Below are 12,572 nucleotides of genomic sequence, written 5' to 3' on the forward strand. Positions count from 1 at the left end.
ATTGCCGGCATGTTGACTGTCAACAGTTCGCAGTTTTGCCTGGAATGGTCGAAGGATAGTGGCAGGCGCTCAAGTGCCCGGCGCCGGTGCGCTCGCTCAAGGCAGGCTCGACCTGTGCGCACTGTTCGGTGGCCTTGAAGCAACGGGTGCGGAACGCGCATCCGGATGGCGGCAGCAGCGGGTTCGGGATATCGCCGGACAGCACGATCCTCGTATCGGCGCGCGTGCCGGTCGGATCTGGCACCGGAATGGCCGAGAGGAGAGCCTGTGTGTAGGGATGCGCCGGGCTGCGAAACACCTGATCGCGGCTGCCGACCTCGACGAGCTTGCCGAGATACATCACCGCGACGTCGTCGGAGATGTGATGCACCACCGAAAGATCGTGCGAGATGAAAAGATATGAAAGCTCGAGCCTGTGCTGCAGGTCCTTGAGCAGATTGATCACCTGCGCCTGGATCGAGACATCCAGCGCCGACACCGCTTCATCCAGGATCATCACATCGGGTTCGAGCGCAAGCGCGCGAGCAATTGCAATGCGCTGGCGCTGGCCGCCGGAAAATTCCGGAGGGCGACGCTGCGCCGCCTCGACGGGCATGCCAACTGCAGCGAGCAACTCGCCGATTTTGTTGGGATTGTAGCGGCCATTGATGCGCAGCGGCTCGGCGATCACCTCGTGAACCGTCATGCGGGGATCGAGCGAAGCATAAGGATCCTGGAACACCACCTGAAGTTCGCGGCGCTTGGGCCGAAGCCGCGCCGGCCGCATGGTGGTGATGTCGTCGTTCTGAAGCCGGATCGTGCCGCCACTCGGATTGATCAGGCGCAAGATCAGACGGCCCAGCGTTGACTTGCCGCAGCCGGATTCACCGACGAGTCCGAGCGTCCGCCCCGCGGTCAGCGAGAACGAAACGTCGCGCACGGCACTCAGAGTGTCGCTCCCCCATCCCTTGCGCCGGCGCATGTGGAAGTCTTTGCGGAGCGCAACGACTTCGAGCACACGAGACGTTGCAGGCGGTCGCGGCGACTCGGGATCGGCCTTCACGTCGGAGGGCGCTTCGATGGCCTGTGACCACTGCACCGTCTCTTCCGCGAAATGGCATGCGACGCGGTGATCTTCGCCGATCTCGCGGAATGCCGGAGCGCGTTCACGGCAATCCGCCCGGTCGTTCGCAAGACCGCATCGCGGATGGAAGACGCAACCCGAGGGCCGCCTCGCCAGGTCGGGCACCTGCCCGGGGATCGAATAAAGCTTGGCGACGCTGCGGTCGAGCCGCGGCAGGCTGGAGATCAATCCGACCGTGTAAGGATGGCGCGGCTGTGCGAACGCGGCGCCAACGGATGCGCGCTCCATCATGCGCCCGCCATACATCACCGCGACCCGATCCGCCGATTCCGCCATCAGGCCGAGGTCGTGGGTGATCAGCACCATCGCGGCGCCCGTCCTGGCCCGGACGCGCGCCAGTACGTCCAGCACCTGCGCCTGAATTGTCACATCGAGCGCCGTGGTCGGCTCGTCGGCGATCAGCAGGTCCGGGTCATTGGCCATGGCGATGGCGATCATGACGCGCTGGCGCATGCCACCGGAGAATTCGTTGGGATATTGCTGGAGCCGCCGCTCGGGATCGGGAATGCCAACAAGGTTGAGCAATTCCACGGCGCGTGAACGGACCTGGATTTTCGACAAAGACGAATTGTGCAGGCGGATCGCCTCGGCAATCTGCGCGCCCACCCGTAGCACGGGGTTGAGCGATGTCATCGGATCCTGAAAGATCATCGACATCGTCTTGCCGCGAAGCTTGCGCATGTCCTCGAATGAGAGCCTGGTCAGCTCACGCCCTCTGAGGATCACTTCGCCCGACGTCATCCGCACGGGATCGGGCAGCAGCCCCATCACGGCAAGCATGGTCATGCTCTTGCCAGAACCGGACTCGCCCGCGATGCCGAACACCTCGTGCGGAAAGACGTCGAACGACGCGCCGTCCACCAAGCGAGTGAGCCCAGTTTTTCCGGGCACCTCGATGACGAGGTCGCGCACCGACAGCACCGGGCTGTGATCCGGAGCAGGCCGCGCCACACTGGCCGTCATCGCGTCTGCCATCGCTATGCTTTCACGATCTCCGCCGACATATCGTTCTCGGCGGTGAAAGACTGCGACAGGATCTGCACGCCAGCGACCAGCATGAACAATGCAATGCTCGGCAATACCGAGAGCCACGGGTCGAGTTCGAGATAGGTCTGCCCTTCGCTGACCATCAGCCCCCAGCTCGGCATCGGCGGCTGCACGCCGAGCCCCAGATAACTCAGCGATGCCTCGAGGACGATGATCTGGCCAAGCTCGTACGAGCCGACGATCAGCATTTGCGGCAGCACGTTGGGCAACAGATGCTTGCGGATATTCCAGGCGGCGGTCGCGCCTTGCGTGGTTGCCGACAGAACGAATTCGCGTTCACGCAGACTGAGCGCCATGGCGCGGGCGACGCGGCCATAAACCACCCAGCTCGTGATCCCAAGCAGGACCGCCAGGTTGACCACGCCGGTTCCGATGATGGCACCGATCGCGATGAGCAGCAGAACGCGCGGGATCGACAACTGCAGATCGGCGACGCCCATGACCACGTTCTCGATCCAGCCGCGAAAGAAGCCTGCGAGCAGCCCGAGGAAGACGCCGATCACGAGACTGAGCAGGACCGCGGAAAAGCCGATGAACAGCGAGATGCGGCCGGCCAGCGCCAATCGACTGAGAACGTCGCGGCCGAGCGTATCGGTGCCGAGCAGATAGACGCGACCGTCGAATGACTCCCCTCCCGGCGGCAACAGGCCGGATGCGAGGTCTTGGGCGAACGGATCGTAGCCCGGCAGCATCGGGACAACCGCGACGAGGACCGCCACGCCGAGCAGCAAGGCCAGCGCCAGGATCGTCGATGCCGAGAGCCTGCGCCTCATGCGAGCCTCACCCGCGGATCGAGGTAGCCGTAGATGATGTCGACGATCAGATTCACCAGCACGAATGTCAGCGAAATCACGAACACACCGGCGATGATGACGGGGTAGTCGCGCTGGCTGACCGATTGCACCACCAGCCGGCCGACGCCGGGCCAGCTGAACACGGTCTCGGTCACCACCGTGCCACCCAACAGCAGGCCAAGGTTGATGCCGGCGACGGTCACGAGCGGCAGCAATGCATTCGGCAGCATGTGGGTCAGGATGACTTTCGTTCTCCCCTGCCCCTTGCTGTAGGCGGTGCGCACGTAGTCCTGGCGTTGCTCGACGGCCAACGACGCATTGAACAGCCGCAAATACAACGCGAGCTCGTAGGTGGCGAGCGTCAGCGACGGCAGCACAAGATGCGCGATTCCGCCGCGCCCGAGCGAAGGCAGCCACCGCAACCAAACCGAGAAAATCAGGATCAGGATTAAGCCGAACGAGAAAACCGGAATGGCCTGACGCACCAAGGCAAGCCACATGATGACGGCGCGCAACCGCGCGCTTTTGGAAAGCCGCATCACGAGGCCGATGCCAAATGCGAGGATCATCCCCAGCACGAACGATGTCAGCGCCAGTTCCAAGGTCGCGGGAAGCCGCTCCAGAACGAGATCGAGAGCCGCCGTGCGTTGCCGCAGCGACACGCCGAAATCACCATTCACGGCGTTGGCCAGGAATTTCCAGTATTGCACGATCCAGGGCTGATCGAGTCCAAGCGCCATCCGGAGACGCGCTATGTCTTCGTCACTGGCCTCGACCGGCAGCAGCAGTGCGGCCGGATCGCCCGCGAAACGCACGAGAAAGAATGTTGCGGTGACGACGCCGAGTACGGTGACGACCGATTGGAATATCCGCCGGAGAATGAAGTAGATCAACGCCTCGCTCCGGTCTCAGGGACGAATATTCCGACCGTTGTGATCGCCTCCGGCGACGTCCTGACACGCTCGTGCGGCAATGTTGTCGTGTCCGTTCAAGCTGTCAACAGTTTACAGCCCAGGCTGCCTGCGGCTAAATGGAGGTGACCGATCGTCTGACTTGGATCAACCCAGCGAGATGCGCTCGTGCATCTACAGCCTGCGGTTTCATGGAACGATCTATGGCGCAACGCGAGCGTAAGAAGGACCGCGCGATGTCGATGCTGAAGCCGATCGCCACCGCATCCCTTGCGGAAATCGCCTTCTCCAGACTCGTCGAGGCGATCTCTGCCGGCGAATTCGAGCCCGGCCAAAGACTGTCCGAAGCCGACCTCGCACGACGCTTTGGCATCAGCCGCGGACCCTTGCGCGAAGCGCTTCAGCGTCTGGAGGGCCGCCTGGTCACCCGGCGCGCGCGCGTTGGCGTGCATGTCATCGAGTTGTCGGAACAAGCCATTCGCGAACTTTTCATGATCCGCGAAGCTCTTGAAGGCATGGCCGCGCGTCAGGCGGCCGAAAATGCCCGCACGTCCGACATCGCGGCGCTTCGGAGCCTGCTGTCGCGTCACGCCAAGGATCCGGCGCTGAAAGCCGGCGCGGCCTACCGCCAGGGCACGCTCGACAACGACTTTCACGCCACCATCGTCCGGCTCGCCGGCAACCGGCGGTTGGAGGACATGCTCGTCGACAATCTCTATTACCAGCTCCGGCTCTATCGATACCGCTCCAGCGCCAAATCCGGACGCGCGCTGGTGGCCTTTGATGAGCATGTGGCGATCGTCGACGCGATCGAGAGCGGTGATCCCGCCGCGGCCGAAGACGCGATGCGCGTTCACATCCACAACGCTCACGTCAGCCTCGCGCAACAGCCGCGGCCGAAAGGCACGACAGCACGCGCGCAGAATTCCGTTCCCTCAACCTGACCGGTCCGATGACAGCGATCTTCCGTTCACTGCTCCCGGCGGCGCTCGCAATCGCTCTGGCGCTCTGCCCGTTGCCCGCCGCAGCGCAAGGAACCAAGGATCGGCTGGTCGTTGCCGTGGGCTCCGACGTCGCGACGCTCGATCCGACGATCTATCACGCCATCATCAGCTACAACACGCGGATCAACATCTTCGATGCATTGACCGACATCGGCCCGGACAACAACGCGATTCCCCACTTCGCAACGCATTGGGAATCGAGCCCTGACGCCAAGACCTGGACATTCACGATCCGGACCGGCGCGAAGTTTCACAATGGCGACCCTGTCACCATCGACGACGTGATCTTTTCGTACCAGAAGATCATGGACGACGAGCGCTCGCCGACGCGCATCCACGTCAATCATATCGCCACGATCGACCGGCTTTCCGACACGCAGCTCCGGTTCAATTTGAAGGCGCCGTTCGCTCCATTTGACCGGACCGCATCGATCATCGCCATCGTTTCCAAGCGCGCCTATCAGGAAATGGGTGCCGATGCGTTCGGCAAACGACCTGTCGGGTCCGGACCTTACAAAGTCGTCAACTGGATCAAGGACGACCGCATCGAACTGCAGGCATTCGACGACTGGTGGGGCGGCGCGCCAGCCATCAAGTCGGTCTGGCTGCGCGCGGTGCCGAGCGAGGCGAGCCGCTCTGCCGCGCTCCTTTCCGGCGAGGTCGATATCGTGCCGTCAATTCCACCGGCGCTCACACAGACCTTGAGCAACCGCCCTGGCGTCAAGGTCAAGGTCGGCGACGGATACAAGGTCGTGTTCCTCGGCTTCAATCCGGCGGATCGCAGTCTTTCCGATCTCAAGATGCGCCAGGCGATCGACATGGCGATCGACCGCAACGCCATCACCCAGAAACTGCTCAGGGGCCTCGCCGCGCCGAGCGGGCAGATCGTCGCCAAGGTCAGCTTCGGGTACGACTCAAACCGCGCGCCGACCCCGTTCGATCCCGAACGCGCCAGGCAGCTCATCAGGGAGGTGGGCTACAAGGGCGACCCGATCTTGCTGCAATATCCCAGCGACTTCATCGCCTCGGCCGACGCGGTCGCCTCAGCAATCGCCGGCTACCTTCGCAGCGTCGGCATCAACGTCAAACTGGAAGGAATGGAATACAACACGTTCTATTCGACGTGGCTGGTCCGAAAACTTCCGGGCATCAACCTGTTCGTGTTCGGCCCCAATATCCTGGACGCCGACTCGCCGATTTTCAGCATTTTTGCGAGCAGCGGCCGGCGCGGCTACCTGTTTGACCCCAAGGTCGACGAACTGGCCGAGGCGCAGAGGTCTGCAGCCGATCCGCACAAGCGCGCGCAGTTGATCGCCGATCTCTGGCGGGAAGCCGACACCTACAAGCCATTCGCGTTCCTTTACAACGAGCAGCAGGCGGCTGCGATGCGCAACGAAATCGAATGGGAGCCCCAGCCGGACGGCTTCGTCCGGCTTTGGAAGGTTCATCGAGCCAGCGGCCAGCGGTAAGGGATAGCGGATCGTAGTGATGCCCGGTTTTGTTCGTAAACACAGTTCCAACTCGATCACCATCGCCGATGGCATCTTCGCCTCTGCGAGCCGCACGCCGCAGAAGATCGCGATCCGTGAAGGCGAACGATCGCTGACCTATTCGCGGCTTGCCGAACGCATCGTCCGGCTCGCCAATGTCGTGCATGGCCATTTCGGCTTGGCCCACGGCGAGCGGGCCGCCGTGCTCATGCCGAACCGGATCGAATACCTGGAGATCGTCTGCGGGCTATCGAGCGCCGGCGTTGCCGCGTGCACCATCGGGCCGGCTGCCTCGGGCGCCGAGATCCGCTTCATCTGCGAAGACTCTTCGTCTCGCGTGCTCTTTGTGGCGCCGGCGCTGGAGGCGCTTGCCCGCGCCTCCGTTGGCGACATCGTCCCGCACATCGTGTGCCTCGACGAAGGATATGAAGCGTTGCTGGCGAACGCGCGCCCGGATGCGCTGCCTGTCGCGACCGATTGGGAGGACATCTTCTCGATCCCATACACATCGGGATCGACGGGCCGGCCCAAGGGCGTGATGCTGTCGCACCGTTGCCGCGTGCTGTCGTCCTACGCGATGGCGTCCGAGCACGGCTGCTATGGGCCCGACGATCGGGCCGTCGCCACGACGCCGATGTTTCACGGCTCCGGATTCCTGATGGCGCTGGCGCCGGTGTTCTTTGGCGGCTTTGTCGAATTGCTGCCCGCCTTCAACATCGAACAGCTGATGCGCAAGATCCAAGAGGTCTCCGCAACCAGCGTCTACATGGTGCCAACCCATTTCAGTTCACTGTTTGCGATGGGCGATGGCCGCCATGCTTTCAACCATGGCTCGCTGAAGTGCGTCATCGTCGGCACTGCGCCGCTGTCCCAGGCCATGAAGGTCAGGATCGTGGAGTACATGGGCGAAGGGAAGCTGTTCGAACGGTACGGATCGACCGAGGCTTCGATCGTGACGGCTTTGCGCCCGAAGGATCAGCTGCGAAAGCAGCAATGCGTCGGCCTGCCGCTTGCCGCGACCCAGATCCGCATCCTTGACGACAAAGGCGAGGAGCTGCCGCCGGGCCAGGTCGGAGAGCTTTACAGCACGTCGAACTACATGTTCTCAGGCTATCTCAACATGCCCGATGCGATGGGCAAGGCGATGCGCGGCGAATGGTTCTCGGCCGGCGACCTCGGACGCCTCGACGACGAAGGCTATCTCTACCTCGTCGATCGCAAGCACGACATGATCATCTCGGGCGGTGAGAATGTTTACCCCCGCGAGGTCGAAGAGGTGCTGCTGGCTCATCCCGCCATCGATCAGGCGGCCGTCATCGGCATACCGCATGAACACTGGGGTGAGCAGGTTGTCGCCTTTGTCGTGGTGCGATCTGGCATGAATGTCAGCGGCGACGAATTGAAGCAGGCCTGCGGGTCCAAGCTTTCGCGCTACAAAATTCCGAAAGAATTCCGCATGGTCCGGGACCTGCCGAGAAACCGTATGGGAAAAATCGATCGGCGGGAGTTGCGTGCAAGCGCAGCCAATGGCTCGCCGTCAGCCTCCGGCTGATACAAGGCGAAGCTGAGCTATCACGGAAGGAGAAGCTTGCAATGTCTGTTTCGACCCTGAAACGCCTGAGCATCTTCGGCGCTGCAGCGCTGGCTTTTCTCGCACTTGATGCGCCCGCGCCGGCCGCGGATCGCGACAGCACTCTCATCGTCTCGCAGGGCTCCGACGTGCTGACGCTCGATCCGATGCTCGATACCTCGCCGATCAGCCTCAACGTCTTTCGCAACATCTTTGACGCGCTCACACGCATCGCTGCCGACGGGTCCGTGGCGCCGCAGCTCGCCGAGTCGTGGACCACGAGCGAAGACACTAAGACCTGGGACTTCAAAATCCGAAGCGGCGCGCTGTTCCACAACGGCCAGCCGGTGACGGCCGAAGACGTGGTGTGGAGCTATCAGCGGCTGGCCAACGAGACCAAGTCGCCTGTCCGGACCTATATCAACAAAGTGAAATCGGTCGAGGCGGTCGGCTCGGACACGGTGAGATTCACGCTCAGCGAACCATTCGCACCGTTCGATCGGCAGGTGTCGCTGATTTCAATCCTTCCCAAGCAGGCTTTCGAGCAGATCGGCGCCGCAAAATTTGCGCTCGAGCCCGTGGGCTCGGGACCGTTCAAGGTCGTTCGATGGGTGAAAGACGATCACGTCGAACTTGCGGCGTTCGACAAGTATTGGGGCGGCGCGCCCAAGATCAAGACCTTGGTGTTTAAACCGGTGCCGTCGGCGCCGACGCGAGCCGCCGCCTTGTCATCAGGCGAGCTGGACGTCGTTCCCATCTTGCCGCCGGCGCTGGTGGACGTGCTCGGCTCGCGCAAGGGTTTGCGCGTCGAAAAAGTGTCGAGCAACAAGGTCGTGTATCTGGGATTCGACGTCAACAATCCCGCACTGAGCGATGTCCGGATACGGCAGGCCATCGATCTGGCGATCGACCGGAATGCGCTGACCTCTCGCCTGCTCCGTGGTCTGGGCAAACCATCCGGACAGATCGTTGCGCCTGTCACATTCGGCTACTCGCCTGACATCAAGCCGACCGGATTCGATCAGGCACGCGCCAAGCAGCTCGTGGCGGAGTCCGGCTACAAGGGCGAAAAACTCATATTGCAATATCCCAACAACAACCTGGCCTTCGGCGACGAAGTCGCGCAAGCCATCGCCAACTATCTTGGCCAGGTCGGCATCAAGGTCGAGCTTCAGGGCATGGAGTACTCCGCCTTCTTCCCGCTCTGGGCCAATCGCAAGCTCAACAGCCTGCATTTGTTTGCCTATGGGCCTTCGATCATGGACGCCGACCAGATCATCGGCAGCCTCTACGACAAGACCGGCCGCGTGTACTGGCTCGACCCCAAGGTGCAGGATCTGGCCCAGCAGCAGCGTGGCGAGCGCGACAAGGACAAGCGCAAGGCGCTGATCGCAGAAATCCTCAAGCTCAGCAGGGCGAATGTGCCCTACGCGCCGCTGTACGACGAAATGCACGCCTACGGCATTTCCGATCGCGTCAAATGGCAACCGCGTCCGGACGAGCGCCTGCTGTTCCAGGATGCCGAGATCGTAAAGAAGTAACCCAGTCCGCTCCTCCCCGAAGCAACAAGGACTTGCGCTGATCCATGGCCACGACCGCCTATCCTTTCAATCCCGCCGGTTCCAAGTTCGGCTTTGGCGCCGTGGACATTGTCGTCAACATGTACACGCCGGAGATGATTGCCGAAGGCCGCGCCCCCACCGATGAGAAATTTCGAGACAAAGTGAGGGTCGAGCAGAGTCATCGGCGCGGTCTGACGCTCGAGCAATACATCGAGAAAATGGACCGCGCCGGCATCGAGCGTTCGTTTCTGGTTGCCGTGCGTTGCGGCGACCTGCGGGTGCGCGGCTCGACGGAAATCCCGTACGAAAAAGTGCATGAAGCGGTGCAGCGGTATCCGCACCGCTTCTCAGGCTTGGCCGGCATCGATCCCACCCGCGGCATCGCCGGGCTGAAGGAGCTCGACCGCGCGGTCAAGGAATACGGCTTCGTCGGCGCACACCTTTATCCGCACTGGTTCGGCAAGGCGCCGGATGCCGCGATCTATTATCCCTACTACGCGCGCTGCGCCGAGCTCGGCATTCCGATCATGATGCAGATCGGCCATTGCCTGGTCTATCAGACGGACCGCCGCCTGCCTTCGGTCGGCCGCCCGATCACTCTCGACCAGGTGGCAATCGATTTTCCGGAGCTGACGCTGATCGGAATCCATCTCGGCTACCCCTGGACCGAGGAGATGATCAGCGTCTGCACCAAGCATCCGAACGTCTACATGGCTGGCGACGCCTACGCGCCCAAGCACTGGGGCCCGGCCGCCGTGCACTACGCCAACACCTTCGGACAGGACAAATTCATGTTCGGGACCGACTGGTGGGTCATCGATCCGGAACGCGCCGTGACGGAAGTCGCGGAGTTGAATTTCCGGGAGGCCTCGTTGCGCAAGATCATGCGCGACAATGCGCTGCGCGTGTTCAATCTCAAATCGTAGTTGCCGCCAGACGCGGAACCGGACTGTGCCGGCTCCGCGCGGATCGACACCGATCAGTTCTTCGCCAGCCCGAGAAAACGCTGCGCGTTCTTCACCAGGATCTTGCTCTTGTCCTCGTCGGAGAACTCTTTCAGTCCCTTGATCCAGTTCACCGCGCCGCCAAGGATGCCGCCACTCGCCGGAAAGTCGGTGCCCAGCATGATGCGATCGGTGCCCGCGCGCTTGGCCATCAGACCGAGCGAGTCGTCGTCGTGGACGAGGCAATCGAAATACATCTGCCGCAGGTATTCGGCCGGTCGGCGCTTCATGGGATGGCCGTCGGGACGCGTCGTATAGCGCTGGTCGAGCCTGCCCACTCCGAAATGAATCCAGCCGCCGCCCTGGGTGAACATCACCCGCGCGTCGGGATGACGATCGAAAAAGCCACTGTAAACCAGCGACATCGCCGCGATGCTCGACTCCAGTGGCGCGCCAAACGAGTTCACAAAACTGTAACGCGGCAGACGGGCGTCGGCAGCCTTGTCCCAGATTGTCGGATGGACGCAGATCGACAATCCCATCTTTGCAGCCTGCTCGATGATCGGGAGCACCGAAGGCTCGTCGAGATTGAGATTGCGGACGTTGCTTGCGATCGCGATGGTCCGAAGGTTGAGCTTGCCTGAAGCATATTCGAGCTCGTCCATCGCGGCCTTTGGGTGCTGCATGGGCAGCATCGCCATTCCGCAGTAGCGCTCGGGATAGGCCTTCTGAACCTCGGCAACCTCCTCGTTGACCTCGCGGCAGGCGCGTACGCCGACATCTTCCGGCAGATGATAATTCCAGAACAGTCCGGTCAGCATCAGCGCTTCGAAGCTGATGCCTTCGTTCGTCTCGCGCTGCTTTGCGCGGGCCATCGGGTCTTCGAGCGTGCCCTGAGAAGCGGAAAACAGCAGCATGTGCTGGCCGAGCGACGCATATTCGCGGCCGGCGCCATCCTTGAGAATCCGCCAGCCGTACCAATCGCGGCCGGCTTCGGATTCGCTCATCAAGCGCCGCGGCACCCAATGGGCATGCATGTCGATCGCCATACTTCCATTCCTTTGTACGCCGCGTCGGCTTGTAGACGCCGCTCTGCCGGAGCCGATAAGCTATACGCGCGCCTGGACCGGTCAACATCGTCGATTGCCCATGAGAGTTCTGCTGCTCGCGTTCGCACTTATGTCCACAGCGGCGGGAGCGCAGGACTACCCGACCCGTCCGATCACGCTGATCATTCCGACAGCGGCAGGCGGAGGCAACGACGCTCTCGGCCGTGTCGTGGCGGATCGCATGAGGCACGTTCTCGGCCAGCAACTCGTCGTGGAGAATCGCAGCGGAGCCAGCGGCACGATCGCCACCAAGGCGCTCGCGCGAAGCCTGCCGGACGGTTACACGATCGGCGTTTCCAACAGCGGCACGATGGGCATGGGGCCTTCGCTGTTCCCGAATGCGGGCTACGATCCGCGCAAGGATTTCGCGCCGATCGGGGCAATCGCGGCGAGCTCGATGGTGCTGGTCGTGAGCACCGACGTGCCGGCACGCTCGCTTGCGGATCTGATCGAACTCGCCAGGAAAAATCCCGGCAAGCTGACTTACGGCAGCAGCGGCGCCGGCAGCCCAAGCCACCTGTTCGCCGAGCTGTTCGCCAGCATGGCCGGTATCAAGCTCACCCACGTTCCGTTCCGGGGCCTTGGTCCGGCGATGAACGACCTGATTGGCGGTCACATCACCATGGTCTTTCCGGCGGTTTCGACGGCGATGGGCAACATCCGCGCCGGCTCGATCCGCCCGCTCGCCACCACTGGCGAAACCCGCCACAAGGACTTCCCCGAACTGCCGACGATTGCCGAAGCGGGACTCGCCGGCTACTCAGCCGAGCAGCGTTACGGAATGCTGGCGCCGGCCGGCACGCCAGCGGGGATCGTTCTCAAGCTCAACGCGGCACTCCGCGAAGCGCTGAGCGCTCCTGAAGTGAAGACGCAGATCGACAACGAGGGTGCGGTCCCCCAACCCGGCACGCCTGAGGACTACGGCCGCGACATCGATCGCGAAGAGGCCAAGTGGTCGCGGGTGATCCGCGACACCGAGGCGACCTCATCGCGATGATGCGAGACTTCGGCTTCGATC

Annotated in this window: 10 protein-coding genes; 6 read left to right on the forward strand and 4 right to left on the reverse strand. The window is 62.6% G+C overall.

Translation table 11 applies throughout. The features are described from left to right. Nucleotides 1-19: 19 nt before the first annotated feature. The 3 genes from RHPLAN_RS30255 to RHPLAN_RS30265 are packed head-to-tail and all read right to left on the reverse strand — an operon-like array spanning nt 20 to nt 3,857. Nucleotides 20-2,098, reverse strand: a complete 2,079-nt coding sequence (locus tag RHPLAN_RS30255; protein WP_157100583.1) for an ABC transporter ATP-binding protein — start codon at nt 2,096-2,098, stop codon at nt 20-22. Between the two features lie 2 nt (nt 2,099-2,100). Continuing rightward, nucleotides 2,101-2,943 carry an ABC transporter permease gene (locus RHPLAN_RS30260; protein ID WP_068026292.1) on the reverse strand — a complete coding sequence of 281 codons (843 nt, stop codon included), beginning with the start codon at nt 2,941-2,943 and terminating at the stop codon, nt 2,101-2,103. Next, nucleotides 2,940-3,857, reverse strand: coding sequence for an ABC transporter permease (locus RHPLAN_RS30265; protein WP_068026296.1), 918 nt, complete (start codon nt 3,855-3,857; stop codon nt 2,940-2,942). The genes RHPLAN_RS30260 and RHPLAN_RS30265 overlap by 4 nt, the downstream gene beginning before the upstream one ends. Nucleotides 3,858-4,078: 221 nt before the next feature. Here RHPLAN_RS30265 and RHPLAN_RS30270 point away from each other — a divergent pair, with 221 nt between their 5' ends. From RHPLAN_RS30270 to RHPLAN_RS30290, 5 genes are read left to right on the forward strand one after another with little or no spacing between them, the layout of a single operon-like run. Further along, nucleotides 4,079-4,819 carry a GntR family transcriptional regulator gene (locus tag RHPLAN_RS30270; RefSeq protein ID WP_068026299.1) on the forward strand — a complete coding sequence of 247 codons (741 nt, stop codon included), beginning with the start codon at nt 4,079-4,081 and terminating at the stop codon, nt 4,817-4,819. A gap of 8 nt (nt 4,820-4,827) precedes the next feature. Further along, a complete protein-coding gene (locus RHPLAN_RS30275) occupies nt 4,828-6,348 on the forward strand; it encodes an ABC transporter substrate-binding protein (RefSeq protein WP_068026301.1) in 1,521 nt (506 codons plus the stop codon). A gap of 19 nt (nt 6,349-6,367) precedes the next feature. Further along, nucleotides 6,368-7,921 (forward strand): class I adenylate-forming enzyme family protein, encoded by a 1,554-nt coding sequence (locus RHPLAN_RS30280; RefSeq protein WP_068026305.1) that lies wholly within the window; start codon nt 6,368-6,370, stop codon nt 7,919-7,921. 41 nt (nt 7,922-7,962) lie between these two features. Further along, nucleotides 7,963-9,480, forward strand: a complete 1,518-nt coding sequence (locus tag RHPLAN_RS30285; RefSeq protein ID WP_068026308.1) for an ABC transporter substrate-binding protein — start codon at nt 7,963-7,965, stop codon at nt 9,478-9,480. A gap of 44 nt (nt 9,481-9,524) precedes the next feature. After that, nucleotides 9,525-10,427 carry an amidohydrolase family protein gene (locus RHPLAN_RS30290; protein WP_068026310.1) on the forward strand — a complete coding sequence of 301 codons (903 nt, stop codon included), beginning with the start codon at nt 9,525-9,527 and terminating at the stop codon, nt 10,425-10,427. A gap of 53 nt (nt 10,428-10,480) precedes the next feature. Here the strand turns inward: RHPLAN_RS30290 and RHPLAN_RS30295 are convergent, their stop codons facing one another. Continuing rightward, nucleotides 10,481-11,494 carry an amidohydrolase family protein gene (locus RHPLAN_RS30295; protein WP_068026311.1) on the reverse strand — a complete coding sequence of 338 codons (1,014 nt, stop codon included), beginning with the start codon at nt 11,492-11,494 and terminating at the stop codon, nt 10,481-10,483. A gap of 100 nt (nt 11,495-11,594) precedes the next feature. Between RHPLAN_RS30295 and RHPLAN_RS30300 the strand changes: the two genes are divergently transcribed. Beyond that, a complete protein-coding gene (locus RHPLAN_RS30300) occupies nt 11,595-12,551 on the forward strand; it encodes a Bug family tripartite tricarboxylate transporter substrate binding protein (RefSeq protein ID WP_198164567.1) in 957 nt (318 codons plus the stop codon). Nucleotides 12,552-12,572: the final 21 nt, after the last annotated feature.

The organism is Rhodoplanes sp. Z2-YC6860 (assembly GCF_001579845.1).
Classification (GTDB): domain Bacteria; phylum Pseudomonadota; class Alphaproteobacteria; order Rhizobiales; family Xanthobacteraceae; genus Z2-YC6860.

Bases quoted from the DNA above. Each gene is read 5' to 3' on its own strand.
- RHPLAN_RS30255 (WP_157100583.1), bottom strand. From the start codon at position 2,098: ATGGCAGACGCGATGACGGCCAGTGTGGCGCGGCCTGCTCCGGATCAC.
- RHPLAN_RS30260 (WP_068026292.1), bottom strand. From the start codon at position 2,943: ATGAGGCGCAGGCTCTCGGCATCGACGATCCTGGCGCTGGCCTTGCTG.
- RHPLAN_RS30270 (WP_068026299.1), top strand. From the start codon at position 4,079: ATGGCGCAACGCGAGCGTAAGAAGGACCGCGCGATGTCGATGCTGAAG.
- RHPLAN_RS30275 (WP_068026301.1), top strand. From the start codon at position 4,828: ATGACAGCGATCTTCCGTTCACTGCTCCCGGCGGCGCTCGCAATCGCT.
- RHPLAN_RS30280 (WP_068026305.1), top strand. From the start codon at position 6,368: ATGCCCGGTTTTGTTCGTAAACACAGTTCCAACTCGATCACCATCGCC.
- RHPLAN_RS30285 (WP_068026308.1), top strand. From the start codon at position 7,963: ATGTCTGTTTCGACCCTGAAACGCCTGAGCATCTTCGGCGCTGCAGCG.
- RHPLAN_RS30290 (WP_068026310.1), top strand. From the start codon at position 9,525: ATGGCCACGACCGCCTATCCTTTCAATCCCGCCGGTTCCAAGTTCGGC.
- RHPLAN_RS30295 (WP_068026311.1), bottom strand. From the start codon at position 11,494: ATGGCGATCGACATGCATGCCCATTGGGTGCCGCGGCGCTTGATGAGC.
- RHPLAN_RS30300 (WP_198164567.1), top strand. From the start codon at position 11,595: ATGAGAGTTCTGCTGCTCGCGTTCGCACTTATGTCCACAGCGGCGGGA.